Origin of the sequence: Paenibacillus sp. JJ-223 (assembly GCF_927798175.1) — a bacterium.
Classification (GTDB): Bacteria; Bacillota; Bacilli; order Paenibacillales; family Paenibacillaceae; genus Paenibacillus; species Paenibacillus hubeiensis.
The window spans coordinates 78,535-98,784 of the sequence record NZ_CAKMMP010000013.1; the positions used below are offsets into that span (position 1 = coordinate 78,535).

Annotated in this window: 17 protein-coding genes; 14 read left to right on the forward strand and 3 right to left on the reverse strand. The window is 50.9% G+C overall.

What is annotated here, in order from left to right; genetic code table 11:
• Positions 1-92 precede the first annotated feature (92 nt).
• The 5 genes from L6H98_RS21665 to L6H98_RS21680 all read left to right on the forward strand — a co-directional run bounded on the left by L6H98_RS21665 (position 93) and on the right by L6H98_RS21680 (position 4,136).
• A complete protein-coding gene (locus L6H98_RS21665) occupies positions 93-284 on the forward strand; it encodes a hypothetical protein (protein ID WP_236419191.1) in 192 nt (63 codons plus the stop codon).
• A 13-nt stretch (positions 285-297) separates the two neighbouring features.
• Complete coding sequence (locus tag L6H98_RS21670; RefSeq protein WP_236419205.1) at positions 298-591, forward strand: helix-turn-helix domain-containing protein; 294 nt, start codon at positions 298-300, stop codon at positions 589-591.
• A 15-nt stretch (positions 592-606) separates the two neighbouring features.
• A complete protein-coding gene (locus L6H98_RS21675) occupies positions 607-885 on the forward strand; it encodes a YolD-like family protein (RefSeq protein WP_236419208.1) in 279 nt (92 codons plus the stop codon).
• 158 nt (positions 886-1,043) lie between these two features.
• A complete protein-coding gene (locus L6H98_RS31280) occupies positions 1,044-1,172 on the forward strand; it encodes a hypothetical protein (RefSeq protein ID WP_290371474.1) in 129 nt (42 codons plus the stop codon).
• Between the two features lie 456 nt (positions 1,173-1,628).
• Positions 1,629-4,136: a PAS domain S-box protein gene (locus L6H98_RS21680; protein WP_236419210.1), complete on the forward strand. Its 2,508-nt coding sequence runs from the start codon at positions 1,629-1,631 to the stop codon at positions 4,134-4,136.
• A 209-nt stretch (positions 4,137-4,345) separates the two neighbouring features.
• On the opposite strand, the gene L6H98_RS21685 is transcribed toward L6H98_RS21680, so the two are convergent.
• Positions 4,346-4,558: a hypothetical protein gene (locus L6H98_RS21685; RefSeq protein ID WP_236419223.1), complete on the reverse strand. Its 213-nt coding sequence runs from the start codon at positions 4,556-4,558 to the stop codon at positions 4,346-4,348.
• Positions 4,559-4,694: 136 nt separating this feature from the next.
• The gene (locus L6H98_RS21690; protein ID WP_236419232.1) at positions 4,695-5,429 is read right to left on the reverse strand and encodes an LPXTG cell wall anchor domain-containing protein; all 735 of its coding nucleotides are present in this window, start codon (positions 5,427-5,429) and stop codon (positions 4,695-4,697) included.
• Between the two features lie 692 nt (positions 5,430-6,121).
• Between L6H98_RS21690 and L6H98_RS21695 the strand changes: the two genes are divergently transcribed.
• The 6 genes from L6H98_RS21695 to L6H98_RS21720 all read left to right on the forward strand — a co-directional run bounded on the left by L6H98_RS21695 (position 6,122) and on the right by L6H98_RS21720 (position 15,709).
• Complete coding sequence (locus L6H98_RS21695) at positions 6,122-7,816, forward strand: M3 family oligoendopeptidase (protein ID WP_236419247.1); 1,695 nt, start codon at positions 6,122-6,124, stop codon at positions 7,814-7,816.
• A gap of 160 nt (positions 7,817-7,976) precedes the next feature.
• A complete protein-coding gene (locus L6H98_RS21700; RefSeq protein WP_236419276.1) occupies positions 7,977-8,837 on the forward strand; it encodes a GNAT family N-acetyltransferase in 861 nt (286 codons plus the stop codon).
• Positions 8,838-9,180: 343 nt separating this feature from the next.
• Complete coding sequence (locus L6H98_RS21705) at positions 9,181-10,332, forward strand: iron-containing alcohol dehydrogenase (RefSeq protein WP_236419280.1); 1,152 nt, start codon at positions 9,181-9,183, stop codon at positions 10,330-10,332.
• 507 nt (positions 10,333-10,839) lie between these two features.
• Entirely contained in the window at positions 10,840-12,003 is a 1,164-nt protein-coding gene (locus tag L6H98_RS21710) for a glucose-1-phosphate adenylyltransferase (RefSeq protein WP_236419283.1), read from the forward strand.
• A 26-nt stretch (positions 12,004-12,029) separates the two neighbouring features.
• The gene (gene glgD / locus L6H98_RS21715) at positions 12,030-13,133 is read left to right on the forward strand and encodes a glucose-1-phosphate adenylyltransferase subunit GlgD (protein WP_236419313.1); all 1,104 of its coding nucleotides are present in this window, start codon (positions 12,030-12,032) and stop codon (positions 13,131-13,133) included.
• A 143-nt stretch (positions 13,134-13,276) separates the two neighbouring features.
• Complete coding sequence (locus L6H98_RS21720; protein WP_236419315.1) at positions 13,277-15,709, forward strand: glycogen/starch/alpha-glucan phosphorylase; 2,433 nt, start codon at positions 13,277-13,279, stop codon at positions 15,707-15,709.
• 295 nt (positions 15,710-16,004) lie between these two features.
• Here the strand turns inward: L6H98_RS21720 and L6H98_RS21725 are convergent, their stop codons facing one another.
• Positions 16,005-16,706: a pentapeptide repeat-containing protein gene (locus L6H98_RS21725; protein ID WP_236419317.1), complete on the reverse strand. Its 702-nt coding sequence runs from the start codon at positions 16,704-16,706 to the stop codon at positions 16,005-16,007.
• A 188-nt stretch (positions 16,707-16,894) separates the two neighbouring features.
• Between L6H98_RS21725 and L6H98_RS21730 the strand changes: the two genes are divergently transcribed.
• The 3 genes from L6H98_RS21730 (at position 16,895) to L6H98_RS21740 (ending at position 20,118) form a co-directional block, all read left to right on the forward strand.
• A complete protein-coding gene (locus tag L6H98_RS21730; RefSeq protein ID WP_236419319.1) occupies positions 16,895-17,764 on the forward strand; it encodes an effector binding domain-containing protein in 870 nt (289 codons plus the stop codon).
• A 44-nt stretch (positions 17,765-17,808) separates the two neighbouring features.
• Complete coding sequence (locus L6H98_RS21735) at positions 17,809-18,264, forward strand: VanZ family protein (protein WP_236419321.1); 456 nt, start codon at positions 17,809-17,811, stop codon at positions 18,262-18,264.
• 159 nt (positions 18,265-18,423) lie between these two features.
• On the forward strand, positions 18,424-20,118 hold the full coding sequence (locus L6H98_RS21740; RefSeq protein ID WP_236419323.1) for an alpha-glucosidase: 1,695 nt from the start codon (positions 18,424-18,426) through the stop codon (positions 20,116-20,118).
• Positions 20,119-20,250: the final 132 nt, after the last annotated feature.

The window sequence follows — 20,250 nt, forward strand, 5'->3', positions numbered from 1 at the left end:
TGCCTAGTCATTTGACTGGGTATTTTTTCTGTTGAATAACGAACGTATATTCGCATATAATACAAACAAACGTTCTTATTGGAGGGATGAACATGCCAGTTAAATACTTAGGATGGTTGGTTGAAATAATTTACCAAGATCAGTCTGGAAAGATTACAAAACGCCGTATTCAGGTTAAAAGCATCCGGTCCGGGCTGATCAAGGCAGATGATTTACTTTCTGGCCAGCCGCGTACATTCCGTGAATCGGGGCTGCTGGCATGGCATCCCATCAAAACCGCGTAAGGAGGGCTATTTCATGCTGAACGATTACGAACGGAAAGTGTTGAGGATCTTGTATAACTACAGCAACGTGCGGCGAAGATTCCCCACGCTTCAGGAGCTGACCGTAAAGACTGGAAGGAGCAAGGCTGATATCATGGCAGCTCTGGACGGTCTAGTTGCTGCGAACTACATATCATGGGACAACAAGTCGGACACGGAAAACATCGTCATAGTGGAAGGCTGGGAACGTGAGACCGAGAAGCCTAAGCTTCCGAAAGTACCGCCGCCGGCGAGACCAACCGATTTAAGCTATTGGACGGAATATTAAGGAGGGAATGAAACGATGGCAAAGAAATTGATCGATAACGGATTATTCGAATCATCCCGCCTGATACTGCCGGAATTTAGGGATGCATACTTGAAAGAAAAGAGGGAACAAGAACGTCGCGGAAAGCCGGTTCTTGATGAACAAGAAGTGCAGCTGATTGAGGAAGCGATCATGGAATCATACAAGGAATGCCGATCCGTCACATTGACCGTATTCAGCCCATTTGATGATGAAGTATTGCGGGGAGTTGTCGCATCGATCGACAAGCCAAGCAGGCGTATCAAACTTGTCTGAGGGGAAGAAGACTACAGCTTCATTAAAATAGAAGAGATTATCAGCGCGGACATATAAAAAGGTGCCCTGGTCTTTATGACCGGGGCACTCTTTGGTATAATTTTCAATGGACAACAGGTGGGGGTCACGGCGCAGCCTTCTGTAAAGGAGGTGACGCCATGACTGTAATTGTTGCGCTTTACTGGTTTTTGAAAGTAATCGCTACGCTGCTGAGCCTATGGTTCAGTGTTCGTAAGCTGTACCGATGGAACCGCAAAAGGCGTAACAAGCACAAAACCCACCGCTAAAAGGTTGACCGCCTTCGGTGGGTTTTGCTGTTCATCGTAACAGATGCGCGCCGTGAGGCACTTTGTTGTCCAGGGAGAGGGTAGCGCCTCTCCTTATTTCTATTTTTATGTTACCACATTGATTTTATACAGGCAACGTGATTACCACATACTTATAAATTAGAAGAGATTTAATCTTCTTCTAATGATAAACTCATTATTTAGAACTCCTTCTATTTGGTTCAGGTGATATAAATACGTTTAAAAAAATCACAAATAAATCACGATCTCTGCGAATACAGGTGAATGCTTGCGAATGAAAATGTTAAAATCGAAACCGTATAAAGGCTTTGATTAAGGGAAAACGAACGTAGGCGTACGCGGACGAATCGAAATATAATATTCTATAGATGATGTTATGTTTGATCCTGACAGTTGATTACGGAAAAACCGATTCGGAAAGAAGGGGGATGAGCAATGTCGAATTCGATTAGCGAAAACCGTTCGCTCTTTGAGCAGTTATATACGCATGCACCCATCGGCATTGCTGTGGCATCACATGTGAATGGACTGTGGCTTCAATTGAATCCCGCATTCTGTCAAATGCTTGGATATGAGGAAGCGGAGTTGACGGATACTCCGGTTACTGATCTGTTGTTTTCTGAAGATGTCGACATGGAGCGCTTTCGCTGCGAATGCTGGGACATGGCGAACGGACTCACGCAAATGTTTGAAACGGAACTGCGATTGATCCGAAAAAACGGAAGCTTGGTATGGGCGACGGTTCGTGCCTGCATCGTCAAAGATGAAACATCCGGCAAACCGCTTTATTTGCTTGTGCAGGCTGTAGATATCACCAAGCAGAAGGAGGCGGAGAAGCGAATGTGCGAACAACGTGGGCAGCTAGAAGAGAGCGGCCGAATCTCCCGTATGCTCACGGAGGTTTCGCCAGACCTCATTGCCATTCATCAAGCCGATGCACAGCGGACCTTCAAATACGTATCGCCAGCCTGTCGCCATATGCTCGGATATGAACCTGAAGAGATGGTGGGCATGCCTGGCATGTTCTGCATTCATCCGGAGGATATATCGCTTGTGCAAACGTATCTTAATGCGCAAATTCAAGGCCTGGTTCCCGAACGGATCACGTATCGCCTTGTCCGAAAAAACGGAAGCTGTATTTGGGCGGAGACCATCACCCATTACGTCTACGGTTCAAACGGGGAGCTGAAGGAAATTATAGCGGTGACTCGGGATATTACGGCGAGCAAACAACAACAGCTCAGTCTGGAAGAATATCGCTCCTTGTTCGACTGCAATCCGCTTGGCGTCGCCTCATTGGACTTGGATGGCAAACTGCTCAAAGCCAATATGGGGCAGGAACAATTGACAGGCCATACCCGCGAGGAATTATTGATGAGCTCTTTCGAACAACTGATCGACCCCGCTGACCTGGACAAGACGAAATACCATTTTGAAGAGACCGTAAAGGGAAAGGCCCAGCGCTATGAAATCGGCTTGATTCACAAGGATGGCCACCGGATTGAAGCGAGCGTGATCAACTTGCCGATTGTGATGGAAAACAGGGTGGTCGGCGTATACGGCATTACCAGTGACATTACCGAATCCAAGCGGTATGTGGAAGAAATCGAAAATTTGAGCTATGAACGGGCGTTGATCCTGAATGCGATGTCTGAAGGGGTCATCGGCCTGGATCAGGATGGGCATTTGATTTTTGCGAATCCGGCCGCGGTTCAAATGATGGAATTTTGCCCCTCAACGCTGAACGGCAGACCGCTTGAGGAAATTATGCTGCAGATGCAAAGCGCGGGCATTCCGTATTCGGCACGCTCCAACCCGATCTTGCAGGCCGTGAAGAACGGCCGGAGCCTGCCTCGGTCGGAGGCGATATTTTGGAGGCAGGACGGGTCCAGTTTCCTGGCTGAATTCCAGTTGAAGCCGATTATGGACCAAGGAAAAGTTCGCGGAGGCGTGCTCGTTTTTCGCGACATGACGTCGGTGAACGAGATTATTCGCGCCAAGGAAGCGGCCGAGCATGCAGACCGGGCTAAATCGGAGTTCCTGGCCGTGATGAGCCATGAGCTTCGAACACCGCTTAACGGAATTATGGGCATGGCCCATCTATTGAAAGACACGGAAATGAATGAGGAGCAGCAAGGCTATGTGGATATTATGATCCAGAGCGGGGAATCTTTGCTGCACATTCTTAACGAAATTCTTGATTTCAGCAAAATCGAGGCAGGTCGGATGGAGCTGATCCACGACGTTGTCGACATTCGAGCGATGCTTCGGGGCGTCGTGAATCTGTTCACTCCCAAGGCGGCCGAAAAGAAAGTCGCCATCGGTTATGAGATCGGGGAGGACGTTCCGGATGCCATGTTCGGTGACGAGACGCGCATTAAACAAGTGCTGATCAACCTGCTCGGCAATGCCGTCAAATTTACGGATCGAGGTAACATTCAAGTGAGCGTAGATCTGCATGGTAATGGCTCGGATGGAAGCAAGGCACGGCTTGTCTTTAAGGTCAAGGACACGGGCATCGGCATTCCGCTGGACAAACAGCACCAGTTGTTCCAATCCTTTTCGCAGCTGGATCCGGCCATTAACCGGAAATACGGAGGAACCGGACTCGGGCTTGCGATCAGCAAAAAGCTGGTGGAATTGATGGGCGGCGCCATCGGCGTGCAGAGCGAAACCAACAAAGGAGCCGAATTTCAATTCACGCTGGAATTGGAGCGAAGGTCCGACGACCACTGCGAAACGGAATCCGTTTCAATAGGTGCCAAGGAATCTGAAGCAGATCGACGGCAAGCTGCTTTGCCTGAGCAAAAGCAAAAATTGGAGTCGCATGCACCCGAACTCCATATCCTTGTTGCGGAAGACCAGTCCTTGAAACGTCCGTCTGAGGAAGAAATGCTTCCCAAACCCGGCGGGATGTATGACATAGATGCAGAACAGCTTTAAGGCACATATGCATATCTGCGCAATCAAAAACCAAGCCGATCGCTGAGGAGATCGGCTTGGTTTTTGCGTGGTCAGTCCGGCATGCAGAATGACGGTTTGGAAGTCAGGACTAGCGCCGCATACGGGCTGCATTGCCCAACGGATCTTGCATATCGTTTGGATAAAGGGACATTGTCCGGCAGCATCCTCAGGATGCGATCATCGTGGATTTAGGACCAGCCTCCGATAAGCCCGGAGAGCGTTACGCATTCGTCGTCCTCCAATTCCGCGATGAGAGTAAGCTCGTCCTGGTCGTCCGGATCGACTGCAAACAATTCGCGTCGTCCGTCTTCATGTTTGATGATGACCAGCTGGTTGCCGCTTTTGGTGGAGAATTGATACTTTACTCCAATGCCAGGCAATGGGCATTCCCGGATGTTCATGAAAAAGGTTCACCTCTTTTTAACGATTCCTTCATCGATTGACCGTTCACACAGTACGGGTGTATTCTACTATTCCTTACAACGTTTGGCAAGTCGCAAATCGAATGCTGTCATTCTCGTGCATTTTTCGGTTAACCTAGCTTTGATGCCGGCCCTTGTTTCGTTTGCGTCGAACCAGCCACCACGTGAGCAGTCCTGCGATCAGAGCCAAGCCGATGGCGGTGATGATGATGATATTGCGGATGTTCGGGACCTGCACGGTCATGTCCAGTGTATTCGTTCCAAGGGGATCGACGTGCCAGACCAGTGTCTTGCCCCGATCTTCGACTTCATCGGCATTGGAATCCTTGGCTTTGATCGGCAGGGTTAACTTGAAATCGAAGTTGACGTCTTTCAGCAATAGCTTTCTCAGAAATTCGGGCACTTTGCTGATCTGATCCTTGATTTCTCCGTCTGGCATGGATTCCATGGGGTCAGCAACCGCGGAGATATGATAGCTGTTAAAGAAGAAGCCGGGCGTTACGGAATGGTCAATCTGAATTCCGGCAGGCAGGTTCGACAGGTCAAAGTCGGTCGAGCCTTTGCTCTCGTAATGGGCCTTGGCCGTTAACTGGCTGCGTTCCTCTCCGGTAGTGACTTCGGTGGTGAAACCGTTCCGTTTCAGTGCATCTCCGAGCAGGGGCAGCAAATTGTCCTGTCCGATCTTTCCAAGCGCGGAGTCGGTTACCCCAAGCTTCAGGGTCAGGTCGGAGGAACCGTCCAGATTGACGTTCAAATGAGCCTCGCCGTCGGCGCAGGCCGACAAAAGGATCATCGTCATGGAAAGCAGCATTGCAAAACAACATTGGCGCAGTGATAAGCGAATCGACATTGCATTCACCTTTCTGATAAAATCATTCGTATATAAGTTCGGGGATGAGGAAATGGCCATTTCCCCGATCCAGACATCCAGTATACACCGTTCACGGACCGTATGGAAATTCGCGCATGATGCCGATTTGCTTGAAAACAGGGTAGAATTCCTGCGAAAAGGGAAAGATACATCATGGTCTACCGCATTTTTGCAGCGGATTTTTCGTCTGATTTTTAATAAAATTGCAGATGTCGCATTTTTGTCAATGTTCGGTTAAGCCAGATGTCGTTTCCCCGTGTAAACTGATATTATGTATGTTGAATAAACGGATGCAAGGAGGGTCATTCATGGGTTACATCATTTTTTTGGTTGCCATTATGGTCGTGGGCATGGCTGGTATGGGCTGGTTCTTCCAGATGGTCGACAAAGAGAAACACTAGTGTTATCTGTTTGAAAAGTTGAAACAGGGACAAGCTTATAAAGCCGGCTTCGCGATTCATGCGAGGGTGGCTTGTTTGCTATGCGAAAAGTGCGGGTCTATCGATGAATCTGACATGAAAGCGTAAAAGAAATCACCCTGCATGTCCGAAGATTTGACCTTTGGATAAATATTTTTCGTAAAGATGGGATTTTTAGGTTTCTCTTTTGTATAATAGGGGGAGTCACTCGGGGTTTGCCCGAAATATTCCCATTTGGAAAGGGTGTACATAATGAAATTCAGTGAATATACGTATACGCGTCCCGATCTCGAGCAGATCAAAGAGTCCTTTCGGGAACTGTTGAAAGGGTTTGAACAATCGGAATCTTTCGAAGAACAGAGCGGGTACATGGATCGAATCAATGCATTGCGCAGCGATTTCGAGACGCAGGCACAGCTTGTTTACATCCGTCACTCCATTGACACCAATGATGAGTTCTACAAAGCCGAGCAGGATTTTCTGGATGATAGCGCACCGATCATTCAGGAGTATGTAACCGATTTTTACCGCGCATTGGTGAATTCCAAGTTCCGCAGCAAGCTGGAAGAGAAGTGGGGCACGCAATTGTTCCGCTTGGCCGAGCTTTCGCTCAAAACGTTCAGCCCGGAAGTCATTGAAGACCTGCAGAAGGAAAACAAGCTTTCGACCGAATACAACCAATTGATCGCGTCGGCGAAAATTCCGTTCGAAGGCGAAGAGCGCACGCTTCCGCAGCTGCTTCCGTTCGAATTGTCGACGGACCGCTCCATGCGCGAACGCGCTTCGGCAGCCCGTTATGCTTTCATGGCCGAGCATGAATCCGAATTCGACCGCATCTATGACGAGTTGGTCAAGGTGCGGACGCAGATCGCCAAAAAGCTCGGATATCCTTCGTACGTCGAGATGGGATATGACCGCATGAACCGTACGGATTACAACGCCGACATGGTCGCGAATTTCAGGGCCCAGGTCCGCGATTACATCGTGCCGGTGGCTTCCAAGCTGAGAGAGCGCCAGCGCAGCCGGATCGGCGTGGATACGTTGTATTTCTACGATCAGGGATTCAGCTTCCCTACAGGCAATCCGACGCCGAAAGGCGACCCGGACTGGATTATCGAAAACGGCAAAAAAATGTACAACGAGCTGTCGCCGGAAACGGGTGCATTTTTCGAAATGATGACCGAGAACGAACTGATGGACCTGGTCAGCAAAAAAGGCAAACAAGGCGGCGGCTACTGCACGTTCCTGAATGACTACAAAGTGCCGTTCATTTTCTCCAACTTTAACGGTACATCGGGCGATATCGACGTGTTGACCCATGAAGCGGGCCATGCCTTCCAGGTATATGAGAGCCGCAACTTCGAAGTGCCGGAATACAACTGGCCAACCTATGAATCCGCAGAAATCCATTCCATGAGCATGGAGTTTTTCACCTATCCGTGGATGGAATCGTTTTTCAAGGAAGATACGGACAAATACAAGTTCGACCACTTGTCCTCCGCGCTGCTGTTCATTCCGTATGGCGTAGCCGTGGATGAGTTCCAGCATTTCGTGTATGCGAACCCGGACGCGACGCCTGCAGAGCGCAAACAGGCGTGGCGCAATATCGAGAAAACGTACCTTCCGCATATCAATTACAAGGATAACGAATACTTGGAGCGCGGCGGATTCTGGCATAAGCAGGGCCATATTTTCGCCTCGCCGTTCTATTACATCGATTACACGCTTGCGCAAATCTGCGCGTTCCAATTCTGGAAGCGCAGCAACGAGGATATGGCTTCTGCATGGGCGGATTACCTGACCTTGTGCCGAGCTGGCGGCAGCCGTTCCTTTACAGGTCTGGTCGAGTTGGCCGGATTGATTTCCCCGTTCCAGGACGGATGCGTTTCCTCCGTCATTGGCGATATCGAAGCTTGGCTCGATGGAGTCGACGACAAAGCGTTGTAAGGTAATGGAATGCCGAATGCGGCAAGTTGAATGGACGATTATCCCGTATAAAGGGGTGAACGGATACGAAAGATAACACGAATGCATTCTGAGGCATAGACGGCTGATCAGCCTTTTTTATCCCTGAAGCAGCTCATGCAAAGAATGCGAGGTTATTCGAATGTTAGTTGAATTGATGACTCCTGCCGACCGGGCACGGGTACTGCCGCTCATATCGAACACTAATGGTCAAGTGGTCATGGGCGGTGTGGCGTCCGGGTTACAGGCCGGCCGGGTCTATGTGGACGATGCCAGGGCCCCCCAAAGCGCCTTGGTGTGGGCGAGAAATGAAATGTTTTACCTGGTGGGCCGATCTGGTCACGAACGCTTTAATCGGCTTGCAGAGCAAACGATCGTATCCAGGCTTTTGCCGGAAGCTCTGCATGCCGGTGAAGATACCTTGAATCTGGAAACATATCCGCTGCCCGGACAGGAATGGGACGCTGCGGTCGGCAGAATGTTCGGGGGAGCACTGCGGCAAGGATGGAGGATCCCGTTTTGTTTCCGTGAGGAGATGTTCGAGAAATTTAGCCATGATTATGAACACGGTCCTATCAAACCATCCCCGAAATACCAGCTTCGCATGGTTGATCCAGAGAGCGTTCGTCAGGATGCTGGTGGTGTGATCGTGACGGAGATCCTGAAATTTTGGCACTCCTTGGACGATTTCTATCGCTATGGATTCGGCACTTGTGTGTTATATCGTGATCAGGTGGTGGGCACCTGCATTTCGGTATTTGTTCACGATAGCAATCATGAGGTCGGCATTGTGGTGTACAGTACGGAACATCGGGGGCAGGGGCTTGCTACAGCGATGGCTCACGAGTATGTGCGGACTTGCCTGAAACATGGGTGTACGCCGCATTGGACGACAGAACATTTTCGTCACGACTCTGCCGCGATAGCACGCAAATTGGGATTTGAGCAAGGAGCGTCATATCCTGTGCACTATGCGCCGATCCGAGAGTTGTTGGCAAAATAAGAACAATATTCATGATGGTTTAGCGGCATGGAAGCATAGTCTTCGGTGCCGCTTTTTTCGCGTCTATAAAAACCACAAAAACATACACACGTTAACGGAGAGGCAGAACCAATCTGGGAAAGCGAAGCGTTCGCCTAAAAGCTTTCTGAAAGAAAGCTGCATCGAAAGAGGGTACTGCACTCGCCAGTGGCCTAGTGTAATTTATGATTGCGGTTTATATAGTACCCATAATTCCCGAAAGTGTAACATTTGCAGCAATGGTTGTGATTTATTTCACTATAGTTGAAAACGGATTCAGGTACAATGAAAACAGTAAATCAGGGGATACAGGAGGCTGGTTCAGATGGCAACCCATGCATATTATGTTCCGCCCGTGAACTTGATGGGCAGAGGCTGCTTGCAGGATGCAGGCAACATGATTCAAGAAATGGGAATTCGGAATGCGCTTGTCGTAAGCGATCGCGGGCTGATGTCTTCCGGCGTAGCTGATCAGGTGCTGTCTATATTAAGAAAAGCCGGGCTAAACTACATCGTATATGATGCAGTTCAGCCCAACCCGACATGTCACAATGTGCATGAGGGGCTGAAAGTGTACCAGAAGCATGGATGCGATGCCATCATTTCGATCGGCGGCGGCTCCCCGCAGGACGCAGCCAAGGCGATCGGCATCGTGGCAACCAACGGCGGGCATATTCGGAATTATGAAGGCATGCACCAATCGAAGCACAAATCCGTGCCGATCGTGGCGATCAACACAACGGCCGGCACGTCAAGCGAGGTGACGATTAACTACGTGATTACAGATGAAGAACGCAAGGTTAAAATGGTGATGGTGGACCCGAACTGTCTTGCCTCCCTGTCGGTGAACGATCCGGAACTGATGCTCAGCAAACCGTCCAGCCTGACGGCCGCCACGGGAATGGATGCATTAACCCATGCCGTCGAGGCGATGGTCACGCCGGGGGCATTTACGGTCACGAATGCAACCGCTGCTGCGGCAGTGGAACTGATCTTTGAATATCTTCCCCGTGCAGTGAGGGACGGTAACGATCTGGAGGCGCGCGAGCATATGACCTATGCGTGTTTCTTGGGAGGCATGGCCTTCAACAATGCGGGTTTGGGTTACGTTCATGCCATGGCTCACCAGCTTGGAGGCGTATATGATTTGCCTCACGGCGTATGCAACGCCATGCTGCTGCCTTACGTGGAGGAACTGAATGCCAAGCATGTGCCGGATAAATTTCGCCATATCGCCAAAGCGATCGGCATGGATGTGAGAAACAAATCGGACGAGGAATGCTCCGAATACGTGATCGAGGCCATAAGGCAGTTGTCCAGGGAGGTTGGCATTCCGGAAAAGCTCTCAGAACTCGGAGTGAAGGACCCTGATATCGAACTGTTGGCCGATAATGCCATGAAGGACGCTTGCGCACCGGGCAATCCGTACCAGCCGAGCAAAGAAGAAGTGATGGAGTTGTTCCGCAAAATTGTATAAATGACGCAAGAAAGCTGCCGGGAGAAATCCCGGCTTATATTTTTGGATTACTTATTTTTCCAGCCCGGTTTCGGGATGAACCAAAAGGATTTTGAAATTCCTTACCGAATACTTACATTAATCACCACGGCAAGAAGAAGGGAGTGATCCTGACTGACCCAAACGATTGCCTGATCATCCATCTGCATGTTTATCCTCTGCAAGTCCGGTTTAATGTTGAGAAAGCAAACATCGCGATTTCCCACAATGCAACTACACCTTGTGCTTTGCTCCCCTTTTCTATTTTAAGCGAGTTTCTGTTCCAGGTTTGCTTACCCGATTTTATTCATCCCGATCCACTACAGTCACAAACGCAAAATGGTCCCGCTTTTCTTTGAACTCTTCGCATGGATTATAGACTGCACGGCTCGTGCGGAAAATTCAGATCATCACATCAGCGTCCACACATCGGAAAAACGTAGCAAGGCTTGAAAGATGCGTAAAAATGAACGTGGAGGAGGCTGAACGATGGCAAAAAAAGAAGTTGTAGCCATGCTGCTCGCCGGAGGGCAGGGCAAGCGTTTGAAAGGCTTGACGAAATCTTTGGCCAAACCGGCCGTGTTTTTTGGCGGAACGTACCGGATCATTGATTTTCCCCTGAGCAATTGTTCCAACTCGGGCATTGATACCGTCGGGGTGTTGACCCAATATGAGCCCATGGTGCTTCATTCATATATAGGAATCGGCAGCGATTGGGACCTGGACCGAAAAAACGGCGGCGTCTACGTTCTGCCTCCCCATGAGCGTGAGAACGGCAGCAACTGGTACCGCGGCACCGCCGATGCCATTTACCGCAACCTGAATTTCATCGAACAGTTCGATCCCGAGCACGTGCTGATCCTGTCAGGCGATCATATCTACAAAATGGATTACGAGCGCATGCTCCAGTATCACAAAGAAAAGAATGCCGACTGCACCATCTCGGTGATCGAAGTGCCTCTTGCGGAAGCGAGCCGCTTCGGCCTGCTCAATACGGACGAGACGTATCGCATCCATGAATTCGAGGAAAAACCGCCCGTGCCGAAAAGTACCCTGGCTTCCATGGGAATCTACCTGTTCAAGTGGGACGTGCTGAAACGGTTTTTGATTCACGATGAACAGCAGCCATCTACTTCCTATGACTTTGGCAAAGACATCATTCCATTGCTGCTTGCCCATGATAAATCGTTATACGCCTACCCTTTTAAAGGCTATTGGAAGGACGTCGGTACCATTTACAGCCTGTGGGAGTCCAACATGGATTTGTTGCATGAAGAAGCGCCGCTGAATCTGAATGATCCCGATTGGCGGATTTATACGCGGAATCCCAATCAGCCGGCCCAATACATTTCTCCATCGGCGAAATTGCGCAGCTGCATCGTTAGCGAGGGCAGCGTTGTGCATGGAGAGATCAACCATTCCGTGTTGTTCTACGGGACAGAGGTGGGAGAAGGCAGTTTGATCGTTGATTCCGTAGTGATGCCTGGAGTTCGGATCGGACGCAATGTACGCCTTCACAGAACCATTGTTGCCGAAGGATTGGTCATTCCTGACGGCGCGCGGCTGTCTCCGGAGGATGAGAGCGACGTGCTGCTCGTCGACCAGGAAGAGCTGGAACGACGTTTGCGGATAAGCATGGCAGGCAAAGCCTAATTTGATGACAGGGGACGGTGCAAGCGATGAAACCATTGATCGGCGTTATCAATCTGGACCACGAACTGGAAGAGCTGAAGGAATTGACGTACTTTCGCTGCGGTGCCGCGGTACCTTATGCCGGGCGTTACCGTCTGATCGATTTTGTGTTGTCCAACATGATGAATGCAGGCATTGAAAGCATCGGCGTATTTGTGCGCCGCAAATACCGGTCACTCATGGATCATTTGGGAGATGGAAAACCGTGGGATCTGGACCGCAAGCACGGAGGCATGTTTATCCTGCCGCCGGATTGGAACGATCCAACGGACAGCTCGCTGGGCGATTTGCAGCATTTTCACAACAATCTGGACTTCTTCCGTCGGGGAGCGGGCCAATATGTCGTTCATGCCGGCAGCCGGCATGTCACCAAGGCGGATTTGCAGGATGTTTATCAATTTCATATACGCAAAGGCGCAGACGTTACACTGGTTTGTAAAAAAGTAGATCGGCTGCTGCCTGAACACGAAGCTTGCATCAAGGTGGAAGATGACGGGGACGGCAATGTGCTGGACATTCACCAAGAAGCTGGCCACCCGAATATATATACAGAAATTTTCGTCATGGAAAAGGAGTTGTTCCTGCGCCAGGTGCAGCGATGCATCGAGCATGGCGAGAGCCATTTCTTCCGGGACGCGATCCAGAGGAATCCGGATGGCTTGAGCATTGCAGCCTACGCCTATGAAGGCTATCATGCCGTAATCAACTCCGTGGACAGTTACTACCGGAACAGCATGGAATTGCTGAATAACGGGCTGTATGAGCAATTGTTCAAGGAACAATCGGTGCATACCAAAATCAAATACGAAGCGCCTGCAAAATATTTGGATACCGCAGAGGTGAAGCATTCGCTGCTTGCGAACGGCTGCATCGTCGGCGGCGAAGTGGAGGATAGCATACTGTTCCGTGGCGTACATGTGGCCAAGGGGGCAAAAATCAAGGGTTCCATCATCATGCAGAAATGTTATATTGGTGAAGGAACCGTGCTCGAGAACGTCATTCTGGATAAAGACGTCAGGCTCAGCGGAGGGCAGACGTTGATCGGCAACGAGAATAGTCCTTACGTTTTGGCGAAAAGCACCAGCCTTTAAAATTCAGGCCGAACTTGCTGAACCTTTACAAAATAAAATCCTGCATATGCTTGGGAAAGACGAATGGAGGGCGGAGTTCATCCGGCGCACAGCGAGGCGAACCCCCTCCGCATATACAGGGTTTCACCGGGAGGAACCTACTTTTGTTTGACAATAAGGAAGCATTCAAAAGCATTTTTCAACGGAATCTGATCAGCAAATTGGGCAAACTGCCGGAAGAGGCAACGTTGGATGACGTATACCACGTGCTCGGGAGCATGATCCGTGAATACGCAGGCCATGATTGGGCGGCGTCGAATCAGGGATTCAAGCAGCGTCAGGATAAACAGGTGTACTACTTCTCGCTGGAATTCCTGATTGGACGTCTGCTCGGCAACAATTTGCTCAACGTGAATGAATTGGAGCTGGTACGCAGCAGCTTGGCCGAGCTGGGAATTTCGCTCGAACAGGTGGAGGAACAGGAGTCCGATGCAGGGCTGGGCAATGGCGGTTTGGGAAGGCTCGCGGCCTGTTTCCTGGATTCGCTGGCTTCGCTCGGTTATGCTGGCCATGGATGCGGCATCCGATATAAATACGGTCTGTTCGAGCAAAAGATCATCAATGGCAATCAGGTCGAACTGCCGGACAATTGGCTGGACAAAGGCAATGAATGGGAAGTGCGCCGTCCGGACAAAAAAGTGGAGGTTCAGTTCTGGGGTCGGGTGGAGGCGTACGAACAGGATGGCCGCATGCAGTTTGCCACCAGAGACGCGGAATCGGTCGTAGCCGTGCCTTACGATACCCCCATCATCGGTTACGGCCAGCCCCATGTGAATACGCTGCGGCTCTGGAGCGCCGAACCGAAGCGCGAAACTTCTTTGGATACGCCGTCGAACTACTACGGCTATCTGGATTACAGCCGGTCCGTCGAATCGATCTCGGAGTTTCTGTATCCGGACGATTCGCAGTACGAAGGCAAATTGCTGCGGCTCAAGCAGCAATACTTCATGTGTTCTGCCGGAGTGCAGAGCATTTTGCGCACGTTTAACAAACTAGATCTGCCGTATGACCGCTTACCGGACAAAGTCGCCTTTCATATTAACGATACCCATCCCACTCTGGTCATCCCGGAGTTGATGCGCATCCTGATCGATATTCAGGGTTACGGCTGGGATGAGGCATGGGATATTACAGTAAGGACCGTTTCATATACAAATCATACGACCCTGAGCGAGGCGCTGGAAAAATGGCCGGTGTCCATGGTCAGCAAGCTGCTGCCACGCATTTACATGATCATTGAGGAAATCAACAAACGGTTTTGCGCCATGCTGATCGAGCGTTATCCGGGAGATCAGAACCGCATCGAGCAGATGGCGATCATCGCGAACGATCAGGTACGCATGGCCAACCTGGCCATCGTCGGCAGTCACAGCGTGAACGGGGTGGCCGCCTTGCATACGGAAATTTTGAAAGAGCGCGAGATGGCCCCGTTCTATGCGCTCTATCCCGAGCGGTTCAACAACAAGACCAATGGCATTACCCATCGCCGCTGGCTTATGCATGCGAACCCGAAACTGTCCGCCCTCATTACGGATACGATCGGAACGGACTGGATCACGCAGCCGGGCTTGCTGAATGAACTGGTGCCTTATGCCGGGGATGCGGCTTTTCAGCAGCAATTCCATGCGATCAAGCGGGCCAACAAGGAGCGGCTGGCAGCATACATTCTGGATCATGCGGGAGTTACCGTGAATCCGGATTCGATTTTCGATGTGCAGGTCAAACGGCTTCACGGATACAAACGTCAGCTGCTGAACATTTTGCATGTCATGCACTTATACAATCGTTTGAAGCACGATGCTTCGTATGATCTCGTACCGCGCACGTTCATCTTTGGAGCGAAGGCAGCGCCGAGCTATTATTTTGCCAAAAAAATCATCAAGCTGATCAATACGGTCGCCGATACGATTAATCAGGATCGTTCGGTTCAGGACCGTTTGAAAGTGCTGTTTCTTGAAAATTATTCCGTCTCGTTGGCCGAAAAGATCATACCGGCTGCCGATGTCAGCGAACAGATTTCGACCGCAGGCAAGGAGGCCTCGGGTACGGGAAACATGAAATTCATGATGAACGGGGCGCTCACGATCGGTACGATGGATGGCGCCAACGTGGAGATGGCGGAGCAAGTCGGGGAAGAGAACATGTTCATCTTTGGTTTGCGTGCAGAAGAAGTGTCCGAATATTATCGTTCCGGGCAATATCGGCCGCGCGAGGTGGCACAACAGGACGAACGTCTCGGCCAAGTGGTGGAGCAGCTTGTGCATCCCGGTGCGTTCTGCTGCCGGGACGGCGAATTTTGGGATATCTACGACTCGCTGCTTGCCCATGGCGACGAATACTTCGTGCTTCGGGATTTCGCTTCGTACGCAGACGCGCACGCAGCCATTGATGCGGCATACCGGGATGTTCCTGCATGGACCCGCAAAGCGGTGTTGAATACGGCGAAATCCGGCATCTTTTCGAGCGACCGCACGATCAGCGAGTATGCCACCGATATTTGGGGCATTGAACCCGTGTCCGGATTTTGGAGAGGCTGATGCTAAGCGGTCCACATTGTTGAATGATGGAGCGTATGTCTAAATGTGGTGCATGTTCATATCCCCATATTCCAGCACGCGTTGTTATCGTGTACAGGAATATGGGGATCTTTTTGCCGGTTAACACGGGGAGGATCGGGATTCGGGTCGCCGGAATCATTTGAAGGTATTGGCAGGTTGATGAGCTCGTTCAATTGGAAAGCGTGTCCCTTTTGCATCCACCTTTTGCATCAACGCAAAAAATGCTCTTTAAGCACGAGTGCATTTTCGTTTCCGATAGGGTGGATTGACTCAGTCATTCATCTTTCACCACAAGGCCAAAGATTTTGGTAAAAAGGATGGCCTGCGGGGGCGAGATGATGCAGCCTTGCAGATCTTCCAGCGTAATGCCGAGATTGTGGAATTCGCAGGTGCTGATGTCGATGTCCCGCAGCGGGGTGCTGGAAAACTGGGCTTTGTCGATATTGATCTCGTGCAGCCTGACCTTGCTCAGCGTGGCACTGTAGAAATCCGCTTGGGTAAACGAACTGTTTTCCATGGCGACCTGTTTCAGATTGGCAAAACGGAAGGTCGAATAATCGGCCAGGCAATGCGTGAACCGGATGTTGCGGAGCGTTGAACCCAACAGGTCGAGCCCGACCATTTTGCAATGGATGAAATGGGTGCGATGCATGATCGCATCGGTCAGGTTCACGTTGGACAGGTCGCATTGCTCAAAGATGACGTCGGTGATCTCCGCTCCGGGCAGGGAAACGTCGTCGAAAACGATATGTTTGAAATGCGTTTGCTCCAGCATCACTTTACCCGCTTCGCCCCCGGATATCGTTCCGTTTTCATACAAGCCAGGCAGGATGGTGCCTTCGTCATGAAGAATAAGTGAGTCTAAGGAGCGCGGCTCAAGCTGGCGCGGCAGTTTGGGGCGCTGGATTTTCATTTCGGCTGCTGCCGCTGCCGGCGAGGCGAGCGAAGTCGCTGGTGGACGGGATTTTCGGCTCATGTCGGACTCCTTTGCATTGAAATAGAATTCGGACGCGCGATACATATCCTGTTATTACCATAACAGCAGAACGGATGTTTGCCAATACAGGTTCGCACGCAAAATCAAAAAACGCGTTAAACCATCGGCCATAATGATGTAGAGATCGTTAAACCCATTCGTCCGATACAGAAAGGAACCAATTTGGTATGGACCATTACACCAGAATTCAGCTCGCCATTCACTATTTGGAGCAGCACTTGCAGGAGGAATTCGACATACGGGCCACGGCTGCGGTTGCCGGGTTCTCGGCCTTCCATTTCCAGCGGCTGTTTCAAGCCATTACGGGATTCACTGTGCTGGAATACGTTCGCAGGAGGCGACTGTCCGAAGCGGCACGCCATTTGCGCGAATCGGAGCACGGGATTCTGGATGTTGCGCTTGCATGGGGGTATCAATCCCAGGAAGCATTCACGCGTGCATTTGCAGGACATTGGGGGATGACACCTGCGCGGTTTCGAAAAATGCAGGAGGAGCCTTGTTCCTTGAAGAGCCAGTCGGTCATTGATTTTAACGATTATCGCTCACGGCTTGGAGGAGATATGTATATGAGAGCACCCCGTTTATTAACGCTGAATCCGATCCGGATTATCGGCTACGAGTACATGACCAACCTGAACAATGACCAGCATTATTCGGAAATCCCCGGGTTCTATCAGGAGTTCGGCGCATCGCAGAAATTTATGGACATCCCCGAACGGTCGCGTCCCGATCTGGCGTATGGCGTTGCGTGCCGCTTCACCGACGATGGCGGGTTCTCGTTCATCGTCGGCGAGGAGAGCGGGGCAGCCGATGGGCAGAACCTGAAACCGGGTTTCACCTGGATAGAACTTCCCGGGGGCCTATATGCCGAATTCACGGTCGAAGGGTCGGGACAGGATATCCGCAAAATGATCTATGGCAGCTGGCTGCCCCAATCCGGTTATGAACGCAGGGAGGGACCGGACTTCGAAGTGACGGATGTATGGAAATCCACGCCGCAGCAGTTGGACATGAAAATCTATATTCCGCTAAAATGAAGTCACCGGTTTGTTGAAAATTCAGGCAGAAAGGACTTCTCCCCATGCCAAAGAAAACATGGACAGGCTCACGGAGATGGACGCTTTGCGTTGCGCTGTTTGCCGCTGCCTACCTGCTGTTCATGGGCAATCTGCTGTTCGCGAACGGAAGGGTGCCGGGAGAAAGCTATCGATACAATCTCATTCCGTTTGAGACGGTCAAGCCGCTGCTGCTGGAAAAGCATAAATTTTCGACCGAAGCTTGGGTGAAAAACCTGTTCGGCAACATCGTATTATTTATCCCCCTCGGCTTATGGATTCCTGTTCTGTTTCGCAGCTTCCGGACGTTTTTCCGGTTCACGGCAGCGGTGATCGTGCTGCTGCTTGCGGTAGAATTTGCCCAGCTGCTCACCCGCGTCGGGACATTTGACGTGGATGATCTCATGCTGAATACGCTGGGTGCTTGGTTGGGCTATGCGATGTGCAGAGGGTGGGTCAGATTAAGGTTCGGCTCGCGGTGACGAAATACCGAAATTAGGCCTCTGCCCGGGAGGTCTTTTTTTCATGCATTCATAAGGGGGTGTTTATACACCAGGCATTTCGGCTAAAACATAATCAAGGGCATCCGATCAGCTCGCGGAGTTCACGCTCCTATGTTGATTTGCAATCGTTGAAATGAGGTGGCGGTTATCGTTTGGTGGAAGGAAAGCGTCGTATATCAAATCTATCCCATCAGCTTCAAGGATTCCAACGGAGATGGGCAAGGTGATTTGCAAGGCATCATTGAAAAAATGGACTATTTGGTTTCGCTCGGCATTGACGTCATCTGGATCTGTCCGATCTATGAGTCGCCGGGCCACGACAATGGCTATGATATCAGCGATTATTATTCGATCATGCGCAAGTTCGGAACGATGGACGATTTCGATCGTCTGCTGGAGGAGGCCCATCGCCGCGGGCTCAAGATCATGATGGACCTGGTGCTCAACCACACGTCGGACGAGCATCCCTGGTTCGTGGAATCGCGTTCCTCCAAGGAAAATGCAAGGCGCGACTATTACATTTGGCGTTCGGGCAAAAACGGGCAGGTACCGAACAACTGGGAATCGTATTTCAGCGGTTCGGTGTGGAAGCATGATCCGGAAACGAACGAGTATTACCTGCATCTTTATTCCGAGCATCAGCCCGACCTGAACTGGAACAATCCCCAGATGGCACAAGAGATGTACGAAATGGTGCATTGGTGGCTGGAAAAAGGGGTCGACGGCTTCCGCTTCGACGCGGTTGCCCATATCGCGAAGGCCGAAGGCTTGCCCAGCGCGCACAATCCCGGTAATCTGCCGGTCGTCCCGGCATACCAACTGTTTTCCAACCTGGAGCAGGTGCATTCCATCCTGAAACAGTTGAACGACAACGTCCTCAAACCTTACGGCCCGATGACTGTTGGCGAAACGTCGGGGCTGGGACCTGAGCAGGCTTTGGCGTATGTGGGCACAGACCGGGACGAATTGAACATGGTGTTCCAGTTCGAGCACATGTTCGTGGACGCCCAATCCTCCGGGACGGGAAAGTGGGAGTACCGCAGCTGGAAGCTGCCCGAGCTTAAAGAAATCATGAGCCAGTGGCAGACGGTGCTGCACGGCCGGGGATGGAACGCCAATTATATGGGCAATCACGACCAGCCGCGGCCGGTTTCGCGTTTTGGCGATGACGGCAAGTACCGGGTTCGATCAGCCCAAATGCTGGCTGTCTGGATGCTCACGCTGGAAGGCACGCCGTACATCTTTCAGGGCGAAGAGATCGGCATGACCAATATTCGGTTTTCCGAGATCGACCAGTATCGCGACATTGAAACACTGAATTATTATCGGCAGCAAATCGGTCAGGGCAGGCCGAAGCATGAGGTCATGGAGGCGATCTGGCGCAAAAGCCGGGATAATGCCCGCACACCCATGCAGTGGGACGATACGGAATATGCCGGGTTTTCGGAAGCGGAGCCATGGATTCAGGTCAATGACAATTACAAGGAGATCAATGTGGCAGAGGCGGAGCTTGATCCGCAATCTGTTCTGCATTTTTACCGCAAAATGATTGCGCTTCGAAAAAAGCACCGCGTGCTGATTTATGGAGAATACGAACTCCTGCTGCCTGATCATGAGCACATTTACGCGTATACCCGCTCGTTGGAGAACGAGCAGATGCTGATCATCCTCAACTTCAGTTCCGAGGAGCCGGTCATGCAATGGCCGGAAGGATGGAGCGAAGGAGAAGCCAAGCTGCTGATCAGCAATGTCGGCAAACGCTATTCCACAGAGGAAGGTGCCATCCTGCTGCAGCCTTACGAGGCCAGGGTATATCGGATGAACAAGGCATGAAAGGTGCCGGCGTTGTCGCTTTTGCGCTTAAAAGGCGTTTTGCACTATAATAAGTAGTGAGTTTGCCGCAAATGTGGCGACAACGTTGGGTACTGGCCCGCAACTCTCAAATTCACTCAGGTCGGGAGGTTT

What these genes read in the sequence shown, in the direction of transcription:
- L6H98_RS21735 (WP_236419321.1), top strand. Translation starts at nt 17,809, where the DNA reads ATGCCAAAGAAAACATGGACAGGCTCACGGAGATGGACGCTTTGCGTT.
- L6H98_RS21725 (WP_236419317.1), bottom strand. Translation starts at nt 16,706, where the DNA reads ATGAGCCGAAAATCCCGTCCACCAGCGACTTCGCTCGCCTCGCCGGCA.
- L6H98_RS21710 (WP_236419283.1), top strand. Translation starts at nt 10,840, where the DNA reads ATGGCAAAAAAAGAAGTTGTAGCCATGCTGCTCGCCGGAGGGCAGGGC.
- L6H98_RS21730 (WP_236419319.1), top strand. Translation starts at nt 16,895, where the DNA reads ATGGACCATTACACCAGAATTCAGCTCGCCATTCACTATTTGGAGCAG.
- L6H98_RS21680 (WP_236419210.1), top strand. Translation starts at nt 1,629, where the DNA reads ATGTCGAATTCGATTAGCGAAAACCGTTCGCTCTTTGAGCAGTTATAT.
- L6H98_RS21670 (WP_236419205.1), top strand. Translation starts at nt 298, where the DNA reads ATGCTGAACGATTACGAACGGAAAGTGTTGAGGATCTTGTATAACTAC.
- L6H98_RS21665 (WP_236419191.1), top strand. Translation starts at nt 93, where the DNA reads ATGCCAGTTAAATACTTAGGATGGTTGGTTGAAATAATTTACCAAGAT.
- L6H98_RS31280 (WP_290371474.1), top strand. Translation starts at nt 1,044, where the DNA reads ATGACTGTAATTGTTGCGCTTTACTGGTTTTTGAAAGTAATCGCTACG.
- L6H98_RS21685 (WP_236419223.1), bottom strand. Translation starts at nt 4,558, where the DNA reads ATGAACATCCGGGAATGCCCATTGCCTGGCATTGGAGTAAAGTATCAA.
- L6H98_RS21705 (WP_236419280.1), top strand. Translation starts at nt 9,181, where the DNA reads ATGGCAACCCATGCATATTATGTTCCGCCCGTGAACTTGATGGGCAGA.
- L6H98_RS21700 (WP_236419276.1), top strand. Translation starts at nt 7,977, where the DNA reads ATGTTAGTTGAATTGATGACTCCTGCCGACCGGGCACGGGTACTGCCG.
- L6H98_RS21675 (WP_236419208.1), top strand. Translation starts at nt 607, where the DNA reads ATGGCAAAGAAATTGATCGATAACGGATTATTCGAATCATCCCGCCTG.
- L6H98_RS21695 (WP_236419247.1), top strand. Translation starts at nt 6,122, where the DNA reads ATGAAATTCAGTGAATATACGTATACGCGTCCCGATCTCGAGCAGATC.
- glgD (WP_236419313.1), top strand. Translation starts at nt 12,030, where the DNA reads ATGAAACCATTGATCGGCGTTATCAATCTGGACCACGAACTGGAAGAG.
- L6H98_RS21690 (WP_236419232.1), bottom strand. Translation starts at nt 5,429, where the DNA reads ATGTCGATTCGCTTATCACTGCGCCAATGTTGTTTTGCAATGCTGCTT.